This is a genomic window from Mycobacterium sp. TY815 (assembly GCF_030755135.1).
Classification (GTDB): domain Bacteria; phylum Actinomycetota; class Actinomycetes; order Mycobacteriales; family Mycobacteriaceae; genus Mycobacterium.
The window spans coordinates 695,615-717,659 of the sequence record NZ_JAUFRX010000003.1 but is presented as its reverse complement, the minus strand read 5'-3'; the positions used below and the strand labels follow the sequence as shown (position 1 = coordinate 717,659).

At 67.1% G+C, this 22,045-nt stretch carries 21 protein-coding genes; 13 read left to right on the top strand and 8 right to left on the bottom strand.

The genetic code is table 11. The features are described from left to right. Nucleotides 1–49 precede the first annotated feature (49 nt). Nucleotides 50–667: a hypothetical protein gene (locus QXK92_RS29020; RefSeq protein ID WP_306247602.1), complete on the top strand. Its 618-nt coding sequence runs from the start codon at nt 50–52 to the stop codon at nt 665–667. Between the two features lie 12 nt (nt 668–679). On the opposite strand, the gene QXK92_RS29015 is transcribed toward QXK92_RS29020, so the two are convergent. Together QXK92_RS29015 and purB are read right to left on the bottom strand one after the other, a co-directional pair. Beyond that, nucleotides 680–1,918, bottom strand: a complete 1,239-nt coding sequence (locus QXK92_RS29015; protein ID WP_306247600.1) for a cytochrome P450 — start codon at nt 1,916–1,918, stop codon at nt 680–682. Continuing rightward, nucleotides 1,915–3,333: an adenylosuccinate lyase gene (gene purB, locus QXK92_RS29010; protein ID WP_306247598.1), complete on the bottom strand. Its 1,419-nt coding sequence runs from the start codon at nt 3,331–3,333 to the stop codon at nt 1,915–1,917. Before purB ends, QXK92_RS29015 begins: the two co-directional genes overlap by 4 nt. A gap of 111 nt (nt 3,334–3,444) precedes the next feature. Between purB and QXK92_RS29005 the strand changes: the two genes are divergently transcribed. Continuing rightward, a complete protein-coding gene (locus QXK92_RS29005; protein WP_306247596.1) occupies nt 3,445–4,203 on the top strand; it encodes a DUF429 domain-containing protein in 759 nt (252 codons plus the stop codon). Here QXK92_RS29005 and QXK92_RS29000 read toward each other — a convergent pair. Next, nucleotides 4,146–4,808, bottom strand: a complete 663-nt coding sequence (locus QXK92_RS29000) for a TetR/AcrR family transcriptional regulator (protein WP_306247594.1) — start codon at nt 4,806–4,808, stop codon at nt 4,146–4,148. The two genes, QXK92_RS29005 and QXK92_RS29000, sit on opposite strands and share 58 nt — an antisense overlap. A gap of 55 nt (nt 4,809–4,863) precedes the next feature. On the opposite strand from QXK92_RS29000, the gene QXK92_RS28995 reads away from it, so the two are divergent. From QXK92_RS28995 to QXK92_RS28980, 4 genes are all read left to right on the top strand, one after another. Then, nucleotides 4,864–5,775: an alpha/beta hydrolase-fold protein gene (locus QXK92_RS28995; protein ID WP_306247591.1), complete on the top strand. Its 912-nt coding sequence runs from the start codon at nt 4,864–4,866 to the stop codon at nt 5,773–5,775. Between the two features lie 23 nt (nt 5,776–5,798). After that, on the top strand, nt 5,799–7,382 hold the full coding sequence (gene ggt / locus QXK92_RS28990; protein ID WP_306247589.1) for a gamma-glutamyltransferase: 1,584 nt from the start codon (nt 5,799–5,801) through the stop codon (nt 7,380–7,382). A 150-nt stretch (nt 7,383–7,532) separates the two neighbouring features. Next, complete coding sequence (locus QXK92_RS28985) at nt 7,533–9,074, top strand: serine/threonine-protein kinase (RefSeq protein WP_306247587.1); 1,542 nt, start codon at nt 7,533–7,535, stop codon at nt 9,072–9,074. A 321-nt stretch (nt 9,075–9,395) separates the two neighbouring features. Further along, complete coding sequence (locus QXK92_RS28980; RefSeq protein WP_371934610.1) at nt 9,396–10,883, top strand: serine/threonine-protein kinase; 1,488 nt, start codon at nt 9,396–9,398, stop codon at nt 10,881–10,883. A gap of 13 nt (nt 10,884–10,896) precedes the next feature. On the opposite strand, the gene purD is transcribed toward QXK92_RS28980, so the two are convergent. The 5 genes from purD to QXK92_RS28955 form a co-directional block, all read right to left on the bottom strand. After that, on the bottom strand, nt 10,897–12,165 hold the full coding sequence (purD, locus tag QXK92_RS28975) for a phosphoribosylamine--glycine ligase (RefSeq protein ID WP_306247583.1): 1,269 nt from the start codon (nt 12,163–12,165) through the stop codon (nt 10,897–10,899). Between the two features lie 71 nt (nt 12,166–12,236). Then, nucleotides 12,237–12,665 (bottom strand): carboxymuconolactone decarboxylase family protein, encoded by a 429-nt coding sequence (locus QXK92_RS28970; RefSeq protein ID WP_306247580.1) that lies wholly within the window; start codon nt 12,663–12,665, stop codon nt 12,237–12,239. After that, nucleotides 12,665–13,525 (bottom strand): NAD(P)-dependent oxidoreductase, encoded by an 861-nt coding sequence (locus QXK92_RS28965; protein WP_306247578.1) that lies wholly within the window; start codon nt 13,523–13,525, stop codon nt 12,665–12,667. Before QXK92_RS28965 ends, QXK92_RS28970 begins: the two co-directional genes overlap by 1 nt. Beyond that, a complete protein-coding gene (locus QXK92_RS28960) occupies nt 13,522–14,271 on the bottom strand; it encodes an SDR family oxidoreductase (RefSeq protein ID WP_065050202.1) in 750 nt (249 codons plus the stop codon). The genes QXK92_RS28965 and QXK92_RS28960 overlap by 4 nt, the downstream gene beginning before the upstream one ends. An 11-nt stretch (nt 14,272–14,282) precedes the next feature. Continuing rightward, complete coding sequence (locus QXK92_RS28955) at nt 14,283–15,752, bottom strand: aldehyde dehydrogenase (RefSeq protein ID WP_306247575.1); 1,470 nt, start codon at nt 15,750–15,752, stop codon at nt 14,283–14,285. A 218-nt stretch (nt 15,753–15,970) separates the two neighbouring features. Between QXK92_RS28955 and QXK92_RS28950 the strand changes: the two genes are divergently transcribed. The 7 genes from QXK92_RS28950 to QXK92_RS28920 all read left to right on the top strand — a co-directional run bounded on the left by QXK92_RS28950 (nt 15,971) and on the right by QXK92_RS28920 (nt 22,034). Continuing rightward, a complete protein-coding gene (locus QXK92_RS28950; protein ID WP_306247573.1) occupies nt 15,971–16,597 on the top strand; it encodes a TetR/AcrR family transcriptional regulator in 627 nt (208 codons plus the stop codon). Further along, a complete protein-coding gene (locus QXK92_RS28945; protein WP_306247571.1) occupies nt 16,594–17,814 on the top strand; it encodes a cytochrome P450 in 1,221 nt (406 codons plus the stop codon). The genes QXK92_RS28950 and QXK92_RS28945 overlap by 4 nt, the downstream gene beginning before the upstream one ends. Then, a complete protein-coding gene (locus QXK92_RS28940; protein ID WP_306247569.1) occupies nt 17,814–18,638 on the top strand; it encodes an SDR family oxidoreductase in 825 nt (274 codons plus the stop codon). Before QXK92_RS28945 ends, QXK92_RS28940 begins: the two co-directional genes overlap by 1 nt. After that, nucleotides 18,635–19,993, top strand: coding sequence for a cytochrome P450 (locus QXK92_RS28935; protein ID WP_306247568.1), 1,359 nt, complete (start codon nt 18,635–18,637; stop codon nt 19,991–19,993). Before QXK92_RS28940 ends, QXK92_RS28935 begins: the two co-directional genes overlap by 4 nt. Before the next feature lie 5 nt (nt 19,994–19,998). Next, nucleotides 19,999–20,205, top strand: coding sequence for a ferredoxin (locus QXK92_RS28930; protein ID WP_306247566.1), 207 nt, complete (start codon nt 19,999–20,001; stop codon nt 20,203–20,205). Continuing rightward, a complete protein-coding gene (locus QXK92_RS28925; RefSeq protein WP_306247564.1) occupies nt 20,205–20,750 on the top strand; it encodes a nuclear transport factor 2 family protein in 546 nt (181 codons plus the stop codon). The genes QXK92_RS28930 and QXK92_RS28925 overlap by 1 nt, the downstream gene beginning before the upstream one ends. 156 nt (nt 20,751–20,906) lie before the next feature. Then, nucleotides 20,907–22,034: an NDMA-dependent alcohol dehydrogenase gene (locus tag QXK92_RS28920; RefSeq protein WP_306247563.1), complete on the top strand. Its 1,128-nt coding sequence runs from the start codon at nt 20,907–20,909 to the stop codon at nt 22,032–22,034. The last annotated feature ends 11 nt before the right edge of the window (nt 22,035–22,045 follow it).

Below are 22,045 nucleotides of genomic sequence, written 5' to 3'. Positions count from 1 at the left end.
ATCGGGCGAGCCGGCACCATTCCGTGGCGAGCTGTGCTGGTATCGGGGTATGACGAGGTACCTGCCGTACTCCACCCGACCCTTCCGCCTGTTCGGTCAGCTGATCAGCGACATCACCATTTCGCTGTGGACGGTGATCTGGGTGTTCGTCGGTATGGCCGTGCACGATGCGATCGCGACGATCGCCGAGGCCGGCCGTCAAGTGGAAAGCGGCTCGAAAGACCTGGCCGGGAACCTGGCCTCGGCGGGCAACGGTGCGCACAACGTGCCGTTGCTGGGCGACGCGCTCGGCAAGCCGCTGGATGCCGCCAGCCGGGCGGCACTGGACGTGGCCGGCGCGGGGCACAGCCTCGATTACACGGCTAGCTGGCTGGCCTGGGTGCTGGCGCTGGCGGTCGCCTCGCCGCCGATCCTGGCGGTGACCGTGCCGTGGCTGTTGCTGCGGTGGCGGTTCTTTCGGCGCAAATGGGTGGTGACGGCGCTGGCCGCCACCGCGGCCGGGCAGCAACTGCTGGCGCTGCGGGCGCTGGCCAACCGGTCGCCGGCCAAGCTGGCCGCGGTCAGCGCCGACCCGGTCGGCGGGTGGCGACAGGAGGATCCGATGGTCATCCGCGGGCTGGCCGCGCTGGAACTGCGGGCGGCGGGAATCAGGTTGCGCATGCCCTGAGCGGCGGCCGCACTAGTCCTCGCGCAGTTCCACGACCAAATGCCGGATGCCGGTGTGCCGGTTGCTGCGCGTCCACTCCGGTGGCTCCACCACACGCACGGCGCCGAACCGAGAGAACAGCTCCTCGTAGAGCACCCGCAGTTCCAGCCGGGCCAGGTTCGCGCCCAGGCAGTAGTGCACACCCTGGCCGAAGCCCAAGTGCGGATTGGGTTTACGGGTGATGTCGAACTCTGACGCGCGTTCGAAGACAGCTTCGTCGCGATTGGCCGAGCCCTCCCAGATCTGCACCTTCTGCCCGGCCTCGATCGGCTGTCCCCCCAGGGTGACATCGCGGGTGGCGGTGCGGCGCTTGGACGGCGACGGCGAAGTCCAGCGGATGATCTCCTCGACCGCCGTCGGCAGCAACTCGAAATCAGCGCGGAGCGAACGCAATTGCTCGGGATGTTCGGCCAGCGCCAGCAGCCCGCCCGCGACCGCGTTGCGCGTCGTCTCCGCCCCGGCGCTGAACAGCAGACTGAAGAACAGGTACACCTCGAGATCGGACAAAGCCTGGGATGCTTCGTCTTCCACCATCGCGTTGGCAACCACCGAAAGCATGTCGTCGGTCGGCTGTGCGCGCTTGGCGGCGATCAGCTCCTGCCCGTAGGCATACATCCGCGACCCGGCCTCTTCGATCGACAGCTGCGACAGCGCCGCTTTGCGCGAGCCGCCGAAGTCGAACTGCGGCTCGATGGCCTCGAACAGCCAATGCCGTTCGGATTCAGGAACTCCCAACAGGATGCAGATCATCTGCATGGGCAGTTCGGCGGCAATGTCGATGAGGAAGTCGAACGGCCGCCCCGGCACCACATCATCGATCAGGCGCCGGGCCCTGCCCCGCAGATCGTCCTCGACCCGGCGGATCATCCGGGGCGTGAGGCCGGAACTGACCAGTCGCCGGATCTGTGAGTGCCGGGGGTCGTCCATCATGTTAAGCACCTGACCCGCGATGGCCAGATCCTGCAACAGGGTGCCGCCGAACGGCCGGGTACCGCCGGTGACCGAGGAGTACGTCCCCGGATCACGCAGCACCTCAAGGGTTTCGGCGTGGGTGGCCACCGACCAGAAGCCTTCGCCGTCGGGGGTGTTGTCGGTGGGCTCGTGCCAGAACACGGGCGCCTCGCGGCGGTGGAGGGCGAACAACTCGTGCGGGAACCCGTTGGCGAAGTTGTCCAGATCGGTGAAGTCGATGCTGGTGACAGCGGTGGTCACAGGATGGCCCCGGGCGTGTACTTGGCCGCCTCCGGATGGCGGCTCACCAGTTCGTCCACCTGGGCGGCCACCTCGTCGACCTGGTCGCCGGACGCACCGACGAAGGCCTCCTTGTCGGCCAGCGCGGCGTCGAGCGCCGCCCGGTCCAGCGGCAGCCGGTCGTCGGCGGCCAACCGGTCCAACAGATCCGGCTCGGCGCCGCGTTCCCGCATCGCCAGCGCCGTGGCCACCGCGTGTTCGCGGATCACGTGGTGCGCGGATTCGCGGCCCATCCCCGCCCGCACGGCGGCGATCAGCACCTTGGTGGTGGCCAGGAACGGCAGGTAGCGGTCCAGCTCGCGCTGGATCACCGCCGGGTAGGCGCCGAACTCGTCGAGCACCGTCAGGAACGTCTCGATCTGTCCGTCGATAGCGAAAAAGCTGTCCGGCAACGCAACTCGGCGTACCACCGAGCAGAAGACGTCGCCTTCGTTCCACTGCGCCCCGGCCAGTTCCGCGGCCATCGAGGCGTAACCGCGCAGCACCACCTGCAGCCCGTTGACCCGTTCGCAACTGCGGGTGTTCATCTTGTGCGGCATCGCCGACGAGCCGACCTGACCTTCGGCGAATCCCTCGGTGACCAGCTCGTGCCCGGCCATCAACCGGATGGTGTGCGCCAGCGACGAGGGTCCGGCGCCCAGCTGGACCAGCGCGGAGATCACGTCGTGGTCCAGCGAACGCGGATACACCTGTCCGACGCTGTGCAATACCGCTGCAAATCCCAGGAATTCGGCCACCTGTTGCTCGAGCGCCGCCAGTTTGGCCGCATCGCCCCCGAGCAGGTCGAGCATGTCCTGCGCGGTGCCCATCGGCCCCTTGATGCCGCGCAGCGGGTAGCGGTCGATCAGCTCCCGCAACCTGGTCAGCGCGATCAGCGTCTCTTGCGCGGCCGAAGCGAATCGCTTGCCCAGGGTGGTGGCCTGGGCAGCGACGTTGTGGCTGCGACCGGCCATCACCAGGTCGCGGTAGGCCACCGCGCGCTCGGCGAGGCGTGCGGCCACCGCGACGCCGTGCGCGAACACCAACTCGAGGGACTGGCGGATCTGCAGCTGCTCGACGTTTTCTGTCAGGTCGCGGCTGGTCATGCCCTTGTGCACGTGCTCGTGGCCGGCGAGTGCATTGAATTCCTCGATGCGGGCCTTGACGTCGTGGCGCAGCACCCGCTCGCGCGCCGCGATCGAGGCCAGATCGACGTTGTCCAGCACCCGCTCGTAGTCGGCGACCGCGCCTTCCGGCACATCCACCCCGAGGCCCATCTGCGCCCGCAGCACCGCCAACCACAGCCGCCGCTCGGCCACCACCTTGGCCTCGGGCGACCAGATCGCCACCATCTCGGCACTTGCATACCGGCTGGCCAGCACATTCGGAATACTCACGAACACACAGCTTACGGTCGGCGGCAGGACGGACCCAGCGCGCGCCGAGGCGGGCAGGAGGAGCCGCATTTCCGGCGAAGCTCCGCCTCGCGGAAGTGACAGAATGCCGCCATGTACTTCGCCGGCGTCGACCTCGCCTGGGCGGGCCGCAACCCGACCGGGGTCGCGGTGGTCGATGACGGCGGCGCCCTGGTCAGTGTCGGCGCCGTCCGCAGCGACGACGACGTGCTGGCCGCGTTGCGGCCCTGGGTGCGGGCAGAGTGCGTAGTAGGTTTCGACGCCCCGTTGGTAGTGACCAATCCGACGGGTCAACGCCCGGCCGAGACCGCGCTCAACCGGGATTTTCGCAGGTTCGAGGCGGGGGCTCACCCGTCCAACACCGGAAAAGCCGAATTCGCCGACGGGCCCCGGGCCGCGCGGCTGGCCGGCGCGCTGAACCTGGACCTCGACCCCTGTTCATCTGCCCCGGGACGCGCCCTCGAGGTGTATCCGCATGCCGCGACGGTGGCCCTGTTCCGGCTGCCCCGCACGCTGAAGTACAAAGCCAAGCCGGGTCGCGACCTGCAGCAGCTCCGGTCGGAGCTGCTACGGCTGATGGACCTTGTCGAGACCCTGGCCGCGGCGCCGGTACCGCTACACGTGCGCAGCTCACCCGAATGGGCCCGGTTACGCAACGCCGTGCTGACCGCGCAGCGCAAAAGCGAGCTGCGGCGCGCCGAAGATCCCGTCGATGCGGTGATCTGCGCCTATGTGGCGCTCTACGCGCAGCGTCGTCCCGACGACATCACCCTCTACGGCGACGCGGCGACCGGCTATATCGCGACGCCGTCGTTGCCCAACGATGTGCTGATGACGCGCACCGGGGGCTGATCGACCGGCGCCAGCACCTCGATCAGGTCGATGACCGTGGACATCGCCGCGGCGCGCGGATCGCGTCCTTCGACCAGCGCGGAGACCACCGAACCGTCGACGGCGCAGATCAGGGTGCACACCAGCTCGATCTGGACCGATCTCCCCGACCTCTCGATGGCCTCGGCGACCGCCTCCGCGCGCTGGCGCAGGCTGCGTCGCATGCTTTCCCGCAACGCGGGAAGCCGGGTACAGGCGATATGACGCTCGTACCGCGATATCAGCTGCTCGGCGAGCCCCGGCCCGGATACGTCCCCCACCAGCAGATCGACCAGCACGTCAGCGGTGGTCTCGGGCCCCCGGCGCCGCCGGGACAGGGCGTTGACCCGGGCACGCAACTGCGCCACCTCGATCATCCCGATGTGTTCGACCGCACGTGCGATCAAATCGTCGAGCGACGAGAAATAGTAGGTAGTAGAAGCCAGTGGCAGGCCGGCTCGCCGAGCGACCGCCCGGTGGCGCACCGCTTCGAACCCGCCTTCGCCGAGCAGCTCGGCGGCAGCGCTCACCAACGCATACCGCCGACGTTCTCCTTTTGGAGTAACTGCTGCTGCTGTCACGCCCACCCATGCTGCCAGTCAAAGTGGTACTGCATTGCCATTTTCGCGAAACGAACATGGCATGATGACCCGCATGCCAGACATCAGCCGCCGCGCCGTACTGCGCCTCGGTGCCGCCGCCGCATGCGGCGCGGGCGGCGCATATGCGCTCGACGTGCTGTTTCAGCCCCGGACGTCGCGCGCCGCCCCGGTTTCCTGGACTGGGACAAACGTTCCATTGGCGCCGGCACGGCCGCTGGATCCGGCACCCCCCGCGCAGGCGGCCCCGACCATGGTGACGGGCTCGTTCGTCTCGGCCGCCCGGGGCGGGATATCGACAAACTGGGCGATCGCGCGCCCGCCGGGCCAGACCAAACCGCTGCGGCCCGTCATCGCGCTGCACGGCAAGGGTAACGATGCCGCGGCCGTCATGGCAGGCGGTGTGGAGCAGGGCCTGGCGCAGGCCGTCAACGCCGGATTGCCGCCGTTCGCGGTGGTTGCCGTCGACGGCGGCGGTGGCTACTGGCACAGACGGGCCGACGGTGACGACGCCGGGTCGATGGTGCTCAACGAGCTGATCCCGATGCTGGACAGCCACGGCCTCGACACGTCACGGGTGGGATTTCTGGGTTGGTCGATGGGCGGCTACGGAGCGCTGCTGCTCGGTGGCCGGCTCGGCCCGGGCCGCACCGCGGCGATCTGCGCCGTGAGTCCAGCGCTGTGGACGTCTGCCGGTGCCGCCGCCCCCGGAGCCTTCGACGGGCCCGAGGACTATGCGGCGAATTCGGTGTGGGGGATGCCGGCGCTGGGTTCCATCCCGATCCGCATCGACTGCGGTGACAGCGACCCCTTCTATTCGGCGACCAAGCAGTTCATCGCCCAGCTCCCGACCCCTCCCGCCGGCGGTTTCTCGCCGGGAGGTCACGACGGCAGCTTCTGGAGCTCTCAGTTGCCGGCCGAGATGACGTGGATGGCGCCGATACTGACGGCGTAGGCCGCCACGGATACCGTCGTCGTGTGAGCGCACCGTTCGGCTGGACCAATCCGTACGCCTGGCCCCGCACGCCCATCCTGGGCGGCAATGTGGTGTGTACGTCCCAACCGCTGGCCGCTCAGGCCGGGCTATCGATGCTGGCCGCCGGCGGGAACGCGGTCGACGCGGCCATCGCCACCGCGATCACGCTGACGATCGTCGAACCGGTGTCCAACGGTATCGGGTCGGACGCGTTCGCGATCGTCTGGGACGGCACGCATCTGCACGGCCTCAACGCGTCGGGACGCTCGCCCGCTGCGTGGACACCGGAATACTTTGACGGCCAGAACGTTCCGGTCGTCGGCTGGAATTCGGTGACGGTTCCCGGAGCCGTGTCCGGGTGGGCGCAGCTGCACCGTCGATTCGGGCGGCTCCCGTTCGAGCAGCTGTTCGCACCTGCTATCTCTTACGGCCGCAACGGCTTTCTGGTCTCTCCTATGGTCGCCTCGCAATGGCACGCTCAGGTTCCGGTCTTCGCATCCCAGCCCGGCTTCGCCGCAGCCTTCCTGCCGGGTGGGCGTGCGCCCAGGGCCGGGGAGTTGTTCACCTTCCCGGACCATGCGGCCACCCTGGAGGCGATCGCGGCATCCGGCGGCGAGGCCTTCTACCGCGGCGAGTTGGCCGCCCGGCTCGAGGCACACTCGGCGGCACACGGCGGCGCGATGCGGGCAGATGACCTGGCGGCTCACCGGGCCGACTGGGTCGACACGATCAGTCGCGACTACCGCGGCTACACCGTTCACGAGATACCACCCAACGGTCAGGGCATCGTCGCGCTGATCGCCCTGGGCATCCTCGAAGAATTCGACATGTCCTCGCTGCCAGTCGATTCCGCAGACAGCGTGCACCTGCAGATCGAGGCACTGAAGCTGGCGTTCGCCGACGCGCACGCGTGCGTCGGCGATATCGACCACATGACCGTGAGCACCGAACAACTCCTCGACCGTGAGTATCTGAGGCAACGGGCGACGCTCATCGACCCACGTCGCGCCAAGCAGGTTTCGGCCGGAGTGCCCACGGGCGGAACGGTCTATCTGACCGCCGCCGACGCCTCCGGGATGATGGTGTCGATGATCCAGTCGAACTACCTGGGATTCGGCTCCGGTGTGGTGGTGCCGGGCACCGGGATATCATTGCAAAACCGTGGCGCGAATTTTGTTGTCACGCAAGGACACCCAAATCAGATCGGCCCGGGTAAGCGCCCCTTTCACACCATCGTCCCGGGCTTTGTCACCAAAGACGGGGAACCGGTGATGAGTTTCGGGGTGATGGGAGGTCCGATGCAGCCACAGGGCCACGTGCAGGTTCTGGTGCGCATCGCCGACTACGGACAGAATCCGCAGGCGGCCTGCGACGGCCCGCGCTTCCGCTGGGTGGACGGCGTACAAGTGGCCTGCGAGAAGGGATTCCCGCCCGCAACGCTCGACGAGTTGCGGCAGCGCGGGCACGACCTGCTCGCCGTGGACGACTACAACGCGTTCGGCAGTTGCCAGGCGATCTGGCGACTGAAGCAGGGATACCTCGCCGCCAGCGACCCGCGCCGCGATGGGCAGGCAGTCGCGTTCTGAGCCGGTGACGCTTGTCGGCCCCGGCACGAATTAACGGCAATCTCACAGGAAATCACGAGCCGTCTCCCGGTAGTGAGCTGGTTAATATCGGGCGAGCAACTGCGGGCAGGCGCCCGAGGCCATGCCCGCCTTCTCGTTACGGATGGTGCGATGGCTGACTCAACTGATCGAGGCGGCGCCTGCATTCTGAATGCCGGAGATGTGTTCGCCGGCTATGCAATCGACCGGCTATTGGGTACCGGCGGGATGGGTGAGGTTTACGGGGCCCGCCATCCACGCCTGCCACGCCGCGAGGCACTGAAGATCCTGAACGATGACATCTCAGCAGACGAGGCATATCGGCAGCGCTTCATCCGAGAAGCGGATCTGGCTGCCGTGCTGTGGCATCCGAATATCGTGCGCATCAACGACCGCGGCGATTTCGACGGCCGGCTATGGATTTCCATGGACTTCGTCGACGGAACCGACGCGGCGAGCCTTTTGCGCGACCATTATCCGGCCGGCATGCCGGCAGATCAGGTCGCGACAATCGTCGAGGCGATCGCGTGCGCCCTCGATTACGCACATGGGGAGCACGACGTGCTGCACCGCGATGTCAGTCCCGCGAATATCCTGATCTGCGGCGCGGGCAGCGCTGAACAGCGAATCTTGTTGAGTGACTTTGGTATCGCGCGAACCATCGGCGACACCCCCGGCCTCACCGCGACGAACATGATGATCGGCACCTTCCCCTACGCCGCGCCCGAACAACTGACGGACGAACCGATCGACGAGCATGCAGACCAATACGCGCTGGCCGCCACCGCTTACCATTTACTGACCGGCTCGACGTTGTTCCCCCACACCAACCCGGCCGTCGTGATCAGCCGCCACCTGAGCGCACCTCCGCCGAGACTCGAGGACACCCGCCCGGCGCTCAAAGCCCTCGACCCGGTGTTCGCAGTGGCACTGGCCAAAGAACCCGGTGAACGATTCCATCGATGTAGCGACTTCGCCGACGCATTCGCCCGCGCGATCGACTCTGCCGGAGCGGCACCGAGTTCGGTCTGCACCATGCCCCGAGCGGTGGCAATCCGGCCGAAAGCGCATGCGACCCGCGGGAGGGCGCACCGCGGCCGCGGGCGGGTCCTCGCGGCCGCGGCACTGGCGGTCGCCTTTACCGGGTTGGGTGCCGCCGACTACGTCATCGCGGACAAGTCCTCCGTCAGCCCACCCGCCGCAGCCACCGGCAAGCCGCAACCGCAACTCGTGGCGAAACCGGCAACACCGTCTGCGGAGCCGCACAGCGCGGCCCCGCCGAGCGACATTCCGCCACCGCCGTCCGCTGCGCGCGCGCCGGCCCCCACCACGGCCGCGCCACCCACTGCCGCCCTGGCTTCCCCTGTTGTTGCCGCGCCTCCCTCTCCCGCGCCGGCCGCGCTGCGGCCGAAAGCGCCGCCGCCACCCCAGCGACCGCCAGACCAGGACCAGACCTTCATCAACACGTTGTCCGGCATTCCGGGGCTCACCGTCACGGACCCGGCAACGGCCGCCGCGACGGGTCGCGCCATCTGCAAAGGACTGCAGAACGGTGCGACCCCCGACGATTCCGTCCAGGCGACGGTGAAGAGTAACTCCTCCCTCAGCCCCGCCCAGGCTGCCGCAGGCGTCAATGCCGCGATCGCCACCTACTGCCCGCAGTATCAGCATTAGGCGCGCCGACGGTGCCTACGATCGTCGATGACGTTGCGCAGCCCGGCATCTCACGGTGCGCGGCCGGCGTGCGGTGCCGCTTCGACATGACTGACCGGGCGGTCGCACGCTGAGCGCAAGGTGAACTAAAGGTAAACTCATAGGAAACTATGAGTGACTTGTCGATGAAGCGCTGGGTAATATCGAGTGAGCAAGTACGGCTGGCGCCGAGGTGCGCTCGGCATTCCTGTTACGGACGGTGCGATGATTGGCTCACTTCACCGAGAACCCGGCGTTGGTTTGAATACCGGAGATGTGTTCGCCGGGTACACGATTGACCGTTTGTTGGGACGCGGCGGAATGGGCGAGGTCTACCTCGCGCAGCATCCGCGGCTGCCACGACGCGAGGCGCTGAAGATCCTGAACGACGACATATCCGCCGATGACGCCTATCGTCAGCGCTTCATCCGCGAGGCGGACCTGGCCGCCGCTCTGTGGCACCCGAACATCGTGCGCATCAACGACCGCGGCGAGTTCGACGGGCAACTCTGGATTTCAATGGACTACGTCGACGGAACCGATGCGGCGAGCCTGTTGCAGGACCAGTACCCGGCCGGCATGCCGGCAGACAAGGCGGCAGCCATCGTCGAGGCGATCGCCACCGCGCTGGACTACGCACATCTGCACCACGACGTACTGCACCGGGACGTGGGTCCGGCCAACATCCTGCTCGCCGATCCGGGAACCAGCGAGCAGCGAATCCTGCTGGGCGACTTCGGTATAGCGCGGGCCATCGGCGACATCGGCGGTCTGACCGCGACGAATATGATGATCGGCACGTTCCCCTATGCCGCGCCTGAGCAACTGACGGACGAACCGATCGACGGGCGGGCCGACCAGTACGCTCTGGCCGCCACCGCGTTTCATCTGCTGACGGGAACAACACTGTTCCCGCACACCAACCCCGCCGTGGTGATCAGCCGCCACCTCAGTGCGCCGCCACCGAAACTGGCGGAGATCCGCCCGGCGCTCCAGGCCTTCGACCCGGTGTTCGCCATTGCGCTTGCCAAGGATCCAAGCGAACGATTCGCCCGGTGTACCCATTTCGCCGAGGCCTTCACGCGCGCGATGCACTCCACCGGACAACCGACGAATTCGGTATGGACCATGCCCAGGCCGATTGCGGTTCGGACGCCGGCGCCGGCGGCCCCGAAGGCCACGGAGACCGCTGAGCCACAACGCCGGCGGCGTCGCATCTTCGCGGCCGCAGCGACCGCGATCGCGCTCGCCGGCGTCGGCGCCAGTAGCTACCAGAGCGACGACGCCGCCGCACCCGTTGCGTCGCCGGCTGGGGTCCAGCCTCAGGTTGCCGCGGAGCCGGCACCCGCGCAGCCAGAAGCGGCACCCGCGCAGCCACAAGCGGCACCCGCGCAGCCGGTCACGGCGCCCGCGCCGCCCAATGACGCACCGCCGCCGCCCGCCCCGGTCGCACCTCGTGCGTCCACACCGGCCGCGGCACCGGCGGCCCAGGTCCCGAAAGCGCCTGCCCCGCAGGCGCCTGTCCCGAAGGTGCCACCCCCTCCGCAACGCCCGCCGGACCCCGACCAGGCCTTCGTCAACATGGTGTCCGGTATCCCGGGTCTCACCGTCACCGACCCTGCCACCGCCGCCGCGACCGGCCGCGCCGTGTGCACGAGCCTGCAGAATGGCGGGACCCCCAATGATTCCGTTCAGGCGACGGTGAACGGAAACAACACCGTCACCCCGGCACAGGCCGCCGCCGGCATCAATGCGGCAATCACGGTCTACTGCCCGCAGTTTCAGCAGTAGGCAGCGCCGGCGGCTAAAGGCGAATCTTTCCCTCTGCCGCACGCTGTCCGATGTCGGTGCGGAAGTGGCTGCCGGGCAACCGAATCGAGTCGAGTATCTGGTAGGCGCGGGTGCGCGCCTCGGACAGGTCAGCGCCCGTGCCGACGACCGACAGCACCCTGCCGCCGGAGGAGACGATCGCTCCGTCGTCGCGCCGGGTGGTTCCGGCGTGCAGGACCCCCTCGGCTTCGGAACCGGTGATGACGTCGCCGACCCGGGGCCGGCCGGGATAATTCTCGGCCGCCAGCACCACCGTCACCGCCGAGCCGTCGCGCCAGCGCAACGGCTCGAAGTCGGCGAGCGTCCCACTACCGGCGGCATGCAGTAGCTGGCCCAACGGCGACTCCAGCAGGGCAAGGACGGCCTGCGTCTCCGGATCGCCGAAGCGGCAATTGAATTCGACCACCGCCGGCCCCTTCGACGTGATTGCCAGGCCGGCGTAGAGCAAGCCGTTGAATGGGCATCCCCGCCGAACCAATTCGGCGGCAACTGGTTCCACGATCCGGCTGACGATCTCGCGGTAGACGTCGTCGGGCAGCCAGGGCAACGGCGCGTAGGCACCCATACCCCCGGTGTTCGGGCCGGCATCGCCGTCACCGACCCGTTTGAAGTCCTGCGCCGGCAGCAGCGGCACCACGGTCGCGCCGTCGAGCACGCAGAACAGCGAAACCTCGGGTCCGTCCAGGAACGACTCCAGCAGCACGGGATGACCCGATTCCAGCAGATTCGCGGCGTGCGCGCGGGCCTCGTCGCGATCCGCGGTCACCACCACACCTTTTCCGGCAGCCAGCGAGTCGTCCTTGACCACCCAGGCCGGGTCTCCGGCCGGCGGTCCGAAGCGTTCGAGTGCCGCGTCCAGATGCGCCGGGTTGTCCACGATCTCACTGGACGCGGTACGAACCCCGGCCGCGGCCATGACCTCCTTGGCGAAGGCTTTCGACCCCTCGATGCGCGCCGCATCCTTGCCGGGTCCGAAGCAGACGATTCCGGCAGCACGCAGCGCATCGGCCACTCCCAGCACCAGCGGCACTTCCGGACCGATCACCACCAGGTCGGCCTCGACCTTGCGGGCCAGGGCGACGACCTGGTCGGCCGAGGTGACGTCGACGTCGTGCTGCTCGGCCAGCCGGGCGGTACCGGCGTTGCCAGGGGCCACGATCAAGCCCGTGACCTGCGGGTCTGCGCTGAGCGCCAGTAGCAGGGCATGTTCACGGGCACCAGAGCCGATCACCAGGACGCGCACGACAGGTCAGACTAGCCGCAAGCCGCTACAGAATCTTTTCCAGCAGGTCCCTCACCCCTACCAGTGGCGGGCTACTCGCCCGAGTTCATCTTGAGCGCACGCTCGACGTTCGCCTTCTTGTCCTCCGCGGCGCCCTTGGCCGCGGCCTTCTTCCGCCGCGCCACCACGGTGTCGACGGCGCCGTTGAGCGCCGAACCCAGCGGGAAACCGAGGTAGTGCGTCAGGAACAGCGCCATCTCCTTCAGATCGGACTCGCTGAGCTCCTCGTTCAGCAGCGCGGCGTTGATCTGGATCTCGGCCAGGTCGCGATTCCCGATGGCGGTGACCGCGGTCAGCGTCATGATGCGTTTGTCCCGCATGGACAATCCCGGCCGGGCCCAGATGGAACCGAACAGGTGGTCGACCGTCAGGTCGAAGTAGGGGTCGCCCTCGATGTTGGGCATCTCCCAGCCATAGACCTCGTTCATCTTCTCGAGGCCCTTGCGGCGCAGTTCGTCCATCACGCGTCCTTCTGCTCGTCGTGCGGTACCCCGAGGCCGGCAGCCAGCCGCTGCAGAGCCAGTTCGGCCATCGGCAGGTCGACCGAGACCGATTCTCCCAGCGCTAAAGCCAGGCTCAGATCCTTCTCACCCAGCCCCCGGGTGTGCAGGAACGGCTGGTACAGGAAGTTGTCCGGATCGAGGTCCCTGGTGTCCTCGCGCACCATAATCGCGCCGGGACCACCGGTGAGCGCGTCGGTGTGACGCACCACCCGGCCCAGCGCCTGCAGGTCCAGCCCGGCCGCCTCGGCCAGCTTCATGGCCTCACACGCGGCAGCGTAGGAGGTGAACGTCAACATGTTGCGGGCCAGCTTCATCCGTGTTCCGGCGCCCGGCTCACCGGCGTGGATGACCATCGCAGCCCAGTGTTTGAAGGCCGGCTTGATCCGCTCGTACACCTCGCGCTCGGCCCCGACCATGGTGGCGAGCTCGCCCTTGGCCGCCGCCGCGGCACCGCCACTCACCGGCGCGTCGACGATATGGATTCCCTGCGGTTTGAGTTCGGCCGCGAGCGCCACTGCCGTGGTGTCGCTGATGGTGGAGTGGATCGCGATGACCGTGCCGGCCTTCGCGGTTGCGGCCAGTTCGCCGACCACTTCGCGCACCTGGGCGTCGTTGAGCACGGTGATATGGACGATGTCGGCAGCGGCGATGTCGGCCACACTGGCGGCCCCGTTGGCGCCCTTTTCCAGCAGCGGCGCCATCGCCTCGGCTCGGATGTCGTAAACCGTCACGCCGCCAGGCCATTCGGTCATCTTGGTGGCCATCGGGGCGCCCATATTGCCCAGCCCGATGTAGCCCAGCTTGAGATCAGGGCTCATGACCGGATGATCTGTCCGCCGTCGACGTTGAAGATCTGCCCGGTGATCCAGCGGGCCTGATCGCTCAACAGGAACAGGCACATGCCCACCAGGTCATCCGGAGTTCCCATGCGCGACAACGGCAGTCCCTTGACGATGTCGTCGACGATCTCCTTGGGGGTGGTGGTCCGGTTGGCCTCGGTGTCGATGGGCCCCGGTGCGATCGCGTTGATCCGGATGTTCTGGCCGCCCAGTTCCCGCGAAAGTTGTTGGGTGAGGCCGTTGATGCCGACCTTGGCCAGGCCGTAGAAGTTGGCATACAGCCAGGCCGCGGTGGACGACTGGTTGACGATCGCGCCGCCGCCGCGCTTTGCCATCTTCTTGTACACCGCGCGGGTGCACCACAACGCGCCGTCGAGGTTCACGCTCATGAATCTCTTGTAGTACTCCGGGTCCACGGTGAGCAGGAAGTCCAGCTTCATCCCGCCGAAGATCGCGGCGTTGTTCACCAGGTAGTCGATGCCGCCGAATTCGGCCAGAGTGCGGTCGGCCATCGCTTTGGCCGACGCCGGATCCGACACGTCCACCGGGATACTGATGGCGGTTCCCCCGTCGGCGACGATCTGCTTGGCCACCCCCTCGGCCGCCTCGGCGTTGATGTCGGCCACCACCACCGCGGCGCCTTCGCGGGCCAGTGCCTCCACGTACGCCTGACCGATGCCGCCGCCGGACCCGGTGACGATGGCTACCTTGTTCTCGAACTGCACGCTGCGCTCCTCTAATTCACTGCCGTTGCAATGGTTTTGATTTCCAGGTACTCCTCGAACCCGGCCACGCCCATCTCGCGGCCGTTGCCCGACTGCTTGTATCCGCCGAACGGCGCGTCCGCGGAGTACCAGACGCCGCCGTTGACGTTGACGGTGCCCACTCGCATCCGCGAGGCAAACCGGGCGGCCCGGTCCGGGTCCGCGCTGAAAACTGTGCCGGACAAGCCATATGGCGAGTCGTTGGCGATCCGCAGCGCGTCGTCGTCACCGTCATGGGCGATCACAGTCAGCACCGGCCCGAAAATCTCCTCCCGCGCCACCCGGGCATCGTTGCCCAGACCGGCGATCACGGTGGGTTCGATGAAATAGCCGACGTCGCGGCCCGCCGGCCGACCGCCCCCGCAGGCGAAGGTGCCGCCCTCCGCGACCGCCGAATCCAGATAACTCTGCACGCGGTCGCGCTGACGCGCCGAAATAACCGGGCCGCAGACGGTTCCGGGATCGTTGGGATCACCCGGCTTGATGCCGGACATGGTCCCCGCCGCCGCCGCGACGGCGTCGTCGTAGTGCGCCCGCGGCACCACCAACCGGGTGGTGATCGCACAGCCCTGCCCGGCATGCATCGAGGCGGTGAACGCCGCCATCGCACACGCACCGGCCAGATCGGCGTCATCGAGCACCACGAACGCCGACTTTCCGCCCAACTCCAGGAATACCTTCTTGATAGTCGCGGCCGCATCGCTCATCACACTGCGGCCGGTTGCGGTCGATCCGGTGAACGAAATCATGTCCACCCGAGGGTCTTTGGCGAGCAGTGCGCCCACACTGTGATCGCTGGAGGTGACGATGTTGACCACACCTGGCGGAAAGTCGGTGTGCTCGGCGATGAGTTCCCCGAGTACCGCCGCGCACCAGGGTGTGTCAGGCGCCGGCTTCAGCACGACGGTGTTGCCTGCCGCCAGCGCCGGGCCCAGCTTGGCGAGATTGATCTGGTGCGGAAAGTTCCACGGGGTGACGGCGCCGACGACACCGACCGGCTCGCGAGCGATGGTGCGCCGGGTCGGAATCCCCATCGGCGCCGCCTGCCCCAGATCCTGGTGCCAGAGATAACTTTCGGCCGTGTCCGCTGCGAACGCCAAGTCGTTGACCGGACCCTCCAGCTGGGCCATCGAGGTCAGCATCCGCGGCGCACCGACTTCGGCGATCGTCAGTTCGCGCAGTTCCTCGGTGTGCTTCTGCATCGCTTCCCGCAACTGCCGCACGCAGCGCACCCGCAGGTCGGCGTCGCGCGACCAATCGGTGTCGTCGAAGGCCCGTCGCGCCGCCTCGATCGCACGGCCCATGTCCTGCGCGTCGGCATCCGCGGCAACGCCCAGCACCTCCTCGGTGGCCGGATTCGCCGTCGGGAAGGTGCCCGCCGCGCCTTCGGAGAACTTGCCGTCGATGAACAGTGCACTCACGCCGTCGGCCAACAGGGCCATCTACCACTCCCACCACACGCGCTCAGCTATCCGAAGCCGAGGATTGATCTGAATGGACAACTGTCCGATATCGTTCTTCCGAACCATAACGCCGGAGACTGGGCGGGAGCAAGGGCCGATCCCGCACGCGGCCCTGAGTATTCGCCTATTACGGCATTGACGTGTGCGTTTAGTTTGCGCACTTGATTCACGGCGCCGCTATCCTCTAGTTTGGACATGTGTCCAGCGATGCCGCGGTTTCGGTAACCGACCAGGCTCAGCAGCCGGGCGGGCGAACCCCGCGCAACCGCCGCCAGGAGGAGACCTTCCGCAAGGTGCTGGCCGCCGGCATGGAGACCATGCGCGAGAGCACCTACGCAGATCTGACCGTCCGCATGGTGGCGGCCAAGGCGAAGGTGGCGCCGGCTACCGCCTACACGTACTTCTCCTCCAAGAACCACCTGATCGCGGAGGTCTACCTCGATCTGGTGCGCCAGGTGCCCTACTTCACCGACGTCAACGTCGCCATGCACACCCGGGTGGATCAGGCGCTGCGGCATCTGGCACTGGTCGTCGCGGACGAACCCGAAGTGGGCGCGGCGTGCACGGCGGCGCTGATGGGCGGCGGTACCGATCCCGCGGTGCGCGCCGTGCGTGACCGGATCGGTGCGGAGATCCACCGCCGCATCGCCTCGGCCATCGGGCCGGGGGCCGACGCCGGCACCGTCGCCGCTCTGCAAATGGCCTTCTACGGAGCCCTGGTCCAAGCCGGCAGCGGCGAGTTCACCTACCACGACATTGCCGACCGGCTGGCCGACGTGGTGAGCCTCATTCTGACCGGAGCCGAAAAGGGCGGTGACGCATGACGATCCATGTCGGGGATCCGGAATTGATCTTGGACCCCTACGATTACGACTTCCACGAGGACCCGTACCCGTACTACCGGCGATTGCGCGACGAAGCCCCGCTCTATCACAACGAGGCGCTCGGCTTCTGGGCGGTGTCGCGGCACAGCGATGTGCATCAGGGATTTCGCAACAGCACCACACTCTCGAACCGCGACGGCGTGTCCCTGGACCCGGTCTCCCGGGGCCCGCACGCGTCGAAGACGATGTCGTTCCTGGCCATGGACGACCCGGCGCATCTGCGGCTGCGGACCCTGGTGTCGAAAGGGTTCACCCCCCGCCGGATTCGCGAACTCGAGCCGCGGGTCACCGAACTCGCCGTGCAGCACCTCGACGTCATGCTGGACAAGGCCGCAACCGGCGGCACCGTGGACTACGTCGCCGAGTTCGCGGGCAAGCTCCCCATGGACGTGATCTCGGAACTGATGGGTGTGCCGGTAGCCGACCGTGATGGCATCCGAGCCTGGGCCGACGGCGTCATGCACCGTGAGGACGGTGTGACCGACGTGCCGGCGTCCGCGATCGAAGCCTCGATCAACCTGATCGTCTACTACCAGGGCATGATCGCCGAACGCCGCAAGAAGCTGACCGACGACCTCACCTCGGCCCTGCTCGAGGCCGAGATCGACGGCGACCGGCTCACCGACGAGGAAGTCCTCGGGTTCATGTTCCTGATGGTGATCGCCGGGAATGAGACCACCACCAAACTTCTCGCCAATGCCGCATTCTGGGGACACAAGAATCCCGATCAGCTGACCCCGCTCTACGCCGATTCCTCGCAGATCCCGCTGTGGGTCGAGGAGACGCTGCGATACGACACGTCCAGCCAGATCCTGGCGCGCACCGTCTCCGGTCCGCTTGAGCTGTACGGCACCACGATTCCCGAAGGCGACGTGCTGTTGCTGCTGCCCGGTTCGGCGCATCGCGACGAGCGGGTGTTCGACCACCCCGATGATTTCCTGATCGGCCGTGACATCGGCTCCAAGCTCTTGAGTTTCGGCAGTGGCGCGCACTTCTGCCTCGGGGCCCACCTGGCCCGGATGGAGGCGCGGGTGGCACTGACCGAGTTGTTCAAGCGAATCCGCGGATATGAGGTGGACGAGGCCAACGCCGTCCGCGTCCACTCCAGCAACGTCCGCGGGTTCGCTCACCTACCCGTTACCGTGGAGGTTCGCTGATGCCCCGCTTTGAGCCGCATCCCGCTCGCCGGCCCGCCATCGTCGCCGGCGCGTCATCGGGCATCGGCGCCGCGACCGCGGTTGAGCTTGCGGCTCATGGTTTTCCGGTGGCGTTGGGGGCGCGACGGGTGGAGAAGTGCCAGGAGCTCGTCGACAAGATCCGCGCCGACGGTGGTGAGGCGGTGGCACTCCCGCTCGATGTCACCGACCCGGAGTCGGTCAAAGACTTTGTGCGCCAGGCCACCGAACAGCTCGGTGACATCGAGGTGCTGGTCGCCGGCGCGGGCGACACCTACTTCGGCAAGCTGCACGAGATCGACAGCGAGGCGTTCGAGCAGCAGCTGCAGATTCATCTGATCGGCGCGAACCGACTTGCCACCGCGGTACTTCCGGGCATGGTGCAGCGGCAGCGCGGCGACCTGATCTTCGTGGGTTCCGACGTCGCGTTGCGGCAGCGGCCACACATGGGCGCCTACGGGGCGGCGAAGGCCGGGCTGATCGCGATGGTCACCAACCTGCAGATGGAGCTGGAGGGCACCGGTGTGCGGGCCTCGATCGTCCACCCCGGGCCGACCAAGACCGGGATGGGCTGGAGCCTGCCGGCCGAACTCATCGGCCCGGCACTGGAGGACTGGGCCAAATGGGGCCAGGCCCGCCACGACTACTTCCTGCGGGCATCCGATCTGGCCCGGGCGATCACCTTCGTCGCCGAGACCCCGCGTGGCGGGTTCATCGTCAACATGGAGCTTCAGCCCGAAGCGCCGTTGACCACCACCCGAGACCGCCAGCAATTGAAAGTCGATGAGAAAGCACTGAATTCATGACCAGCACGACGATGGTGCCGCGGGTGTCCGGCGGCGAAGAAGAACACGGCCATCTCGAGGAGTTCCGCACCGACCCGATCGGACTGATGCAGCGGGTACGTGACGAATGCGGTGATGTCGGCTGGTTCCAGCTGGCCGGCAAGCACGTCATCCTGCTCACCGGTGCGGGCGCCAACGAGTTCTTCTTCCGCTCCGCCGACGAAGATCTGGACCAGGCCGAGGCCTACCCGTTCATGACGCCGATTTTCGGCAAGGGCGTGGTGTTCGACGCCAGCCCCGAGCGGCGCAAAGAGATGCTGCACAACTCGGCGCTGCGCGGCGAGCACATGAAGGGCCATGCCGTCACCATCGAGGGCGAAGTGCGAAAGATGGTGGCCGACTGGGGCGATGAAGGTGAGATCGACCTGCTCGACTTCTTCGCCGAACTGACCATCTACACCTCGACCGCGTGCCTGATCGGGCTGAAGTTCCGCAACCAGTTGGACTCCCGGTTCGCGCACTTCTATCACCAGCTGGAGCGGGGCACCGACCCGCTGTGTTACGTCGACCCCTACCTGCCCATCGAGAGCTTCCGCATCCGCGACGAAGCTCGCGTCGGCCTGGTCGCGCTGGTCCAGGAGATCATGGATCAGCGAATCGCCAACCCGCCCAAGGACAAGACCGACCGCGACATGCTTGACGTGCTGGTGTCGATCAACGACGAGGACGGCAACCCGCGGTTCTCCGCCGACGAGGTCACCGGCATGTTCATCTCGCTGATGTTCGCCGGCCACCACACCAGTTCCGGCACCTCGGCGTGGACGCTGATCGAACTGATGCGCCATCCCGAGGCCTACGCGGATGTCGTCAAGGAACTCGACGAGCTCTACGCCGACGGCCAGGAGGTGAGTTTCCACGCGCTGCGCCAGATTCCGAAGCTGGAGAACGTCCTCAAGGAGACGCTGCGGCTGCACCCGCCGTTGATCATCCTGATGCGGGTGGCCCAGGGCGAATTCGAGGTGGAGGGATACCCGATTCACAAGGGCGACTTCGTCGCCGCGTCTCCGGCTATCTCCAACCGGATACCGGAGGACTTTCCCGATCCCGATTCATTCGACCCGGACCGCTACGAAAAGCCGAGGCAGGAAGACCTGGTCAACCGCTGGACCTGGATTCCGTTCGGCGCCGGCCGGCACCGCTGCGTCGGCGCCGCGTTCGCCCAGATGCAGATCAAGGCGATTTTCTCGGTTCTGTTGCGCGAGTACGAGTTCGAGATGGCGCAGCCGGCCGACAGCTACCACAACGACCATTCCAAGATGGTGGTGCAGCTGGCCCGGCCGGCCAAGGTCCGCTACCGCAAGCGCGCCCAGGGATAACCGCCATGGGATTTCGAATCGAGGCGGATCTGGACCTCTGCCAGGGGCATGCCATGTGTGAGCTGGAGGCTCCCGACTATTTCCGGGTGCCCAAGCGCGGCAAGGTCGAGATCATCGACGCCGAGCCGCCAGAGGAAGCCCGCGACGAGGTCGAGCGGGCCGTCGAGTCGTGTCCTACCCAAGCCCTGTTCATCAAAGAGAAGGAAAGCTGATGGCGTCACATCCCCGCGAGGTGCTGGAAGACTGGGTCGAGCGCTGGCTCGAGGTGAACCGGGAGGCCGAGCGGAACGGCGACTGGAAGCCGCTGGCCGACTTCTACGCCGATGACGCGACCTACGGCTGGAACATCGGCCCCAAAGAGGACGTGATGTGCGTCGGCATCGACGAGATCCGCGACATCGCCCTGGGGCTGGAGATGGAGGGGCTGGAGAACTGGCAGTACCCGTACCAGAAGGTCCTCATCGACGACAAGCAGGGCGAGATCGTCGGGTTCTGGAAGCAGGTCGCCATCGACTCCGACGGCGGCCGCTCCGAGATCTACGGCATCGGCGGCAGCTGGTTCCGGCTCAACGCCGACGCCAAGATCGAGTGGCAACGGGACTTCTTCGACTTCGGCCACGTCCAGGCGCTCTACCTGGACTTGATGAAGGCCGGGAAGCTGTCCGCAGGCATGCAGAAGCGGATCGAGCGCAGCCTGGCCGGCGAGAAGCTACCCGGTTACTACCCGCTGGGCTCGGCGCCAGTACCACTCTGGTGAGTCGGCGTCGCGGTCAGCCACCACCCAACCAAGCATTTGATTGCTTGACGCGCTATGCTGACCGTCAGGAGTGCCCTGTGGCACTCGTCACTACCGTGCCGGGCATGATGGGGCCAGGCACTCTCAATTCAAAGGCGAAATGGGGTCAGGTCCACCGTGAAGACAAAAGGCGCACTGATCTGGGAATTCAACCAGCCGTGGTCCATCGAGGAAATCGAAATTGGCGACCCTGCCAAGGACGAGGTCAAGATCCAGATGGAAGCGGCCGGCATGTGCCACTCGGACCACCATCTGGTGACCGGCGGCATCCCGATGGCGGGCTTCCCCGTGCTCGGCGGCCACGAGGGCGCCGGCATCGTCACCGAGGTGGGCCCCGGCGTGGAGGACATCGCCCCGGGTGACCACGTGGTGCTGTCCTTCATCCCGTCCTGTGGGCAGTGCCCGACCTGTCAGGCCGGCATGCGCAACCTGTGCGACCTGGGCGCCGGGCTGCTCGCCGGCGCCGCCGTCAGCGACGGCACCTTCCGCATCCAGGCTCGCGGCCAGAACGTGTTCCCGATGACCTTGCTCGGGACCTTCTCGCCGTACATGGTCGTGCACCGCAGCTCGGTGGTGAAGATCGACCCGTCCGTGCCGTTCGAGGTGGCTGCGCTAGTCGGCTGCGGCGTCACCACCGGCTACGGCTCGGCCGTCCGCACCGCTGACATCCGCCCAGGCCAGGACGTCGCGATCGTCGGCGTCGGCGGCGTCGGCATGGCGGCCCTGCAGGGCGCGGTCGCCGCCGGGGCCCGCTACATCTTCGCGATCGACCCGGTGGAGTGGAAGCGTGACCAGGCGCTGAAGTTCGGCGCCACCCACGTCTACCCGGACATCAACGCCGCGCTGATGGGCATCATGGAGGTCACCTACGGGCTGATGGCCCACAAGGTGGTCGTCACCGTCGGTGAGCTGCACGGCGCCGACATCGACAACTACCTCAACATCACCCAGAAGGGCGGCACCTGCGTCCTGACCGCCATCGGCAGCCTGCTCGACACCAACGTCAACCTCAATCTCGCGATGCTGACGCTGATGCAGAAGAACCTGCAGGGCACCATCTTCGGCGGCGGCAACCCGCAGTACGACATCCCACAGCTGCTCGCGATGTACAAGGCCGGCAAGCTGAACCTGGACGACATGGTCACCACCCAGTACCGCCTCGAGCAGATCAACGAGGGTTACCAGGACATGCTGGAAGGCAAGAACATTCGCGGCGTCATCCGCTACACGGACGCTGATCGGTAACCCTGGTCCTG

Excerpts from the sequence above, each read along its gene's own strand:
- QXK92_RS29020 (WP_306247602.1), top strand. The coding sequence starts at position 50 with ATGACGAGGTACCTGCCGTACTCCACCCGACCCTTCCGCCTGTTCGGT.
- QXK92_RS29005 (WP_306247596.1), top strand. The coding sequence starts at position 3,445 with ATGTACTTCGCCGGCGTCGACCTCGCCTGGGCGGGCCGCAACCCGACC.
- QXK92_RS28995 (WP_306247591.1), top strand. The coding sequence starts at position 4,864 with ATGATGACCCGCATGCCAGACATCAGCCGCCGCGCCGTACTGCGCCTC.
- QXK92_RS28985 (WP_306247587.1), top strand. The coding sequence starts at position 7,533 with ATGGCTGACTCAACTGATCGAGGCGGCGCCTGCATTCTGAATGCCGGA.
- QXK92_RS28970 (WP_306247580.1), bottom strand. The coding sequence starts at position 12,665 with ATGGACGAACTGCGCCGCAAGGGCCTCGAGAAGATGAACGAGGTCTAT.
- QXK92_RS28965 (WP_306247578.1), bottom strand. The coding sequence starts at position 13,525 with ATGAGCCCTGATCTCAAGCTGGGCTACATCGGGCTGGGCAATATGGGC.
- QXK92_RS28955 (WP_306247575.1), bottom strand. The coding sequence starts at position 15,752 with ATGGCCCTGTTGGCCGACGGCGTGAGTGCACTGTTCATCGACGGCAAG.
- QXK92_RS28945 (WP_306247571.1), top strand. The coding sequence starts at position 16,594 with ATGACGATCCATGTCGGGGATCCGGAATTGATCTTGGACCCCTACGAT.
- QXK92_RS28940 (WP_306247569.1), top strand. The coding sequence starts at position 17,814 with ATGCCCCGCTTTGAGCCGCATCCCGCTCGCCGGCCCGCCATCGTCGCC.
- QXK92_RS28935 (WP_306247568.1), top strand. The coding sequence starts at position 18,635 with ATGACCAGCACGACGATGGTGCCGCGGGTGTCCGGCGGCGAAGAAGAA.
- QXK92_RS28930 (WP_306247566.1), top strand. The coding sequence starts at position 19,999 with ATGGGATTTCGAATCGAGGCGGATCTGGACCTCTGCCAGGGGCATGCC.
- QXK92_RS28925 (WP_306247564.1), top strand. The coding sequence starts at position 20,205 with ATGGCGTCACATCCCCGCGAGGTGCTGGAAGACTGGGTCGAGCGCTGG.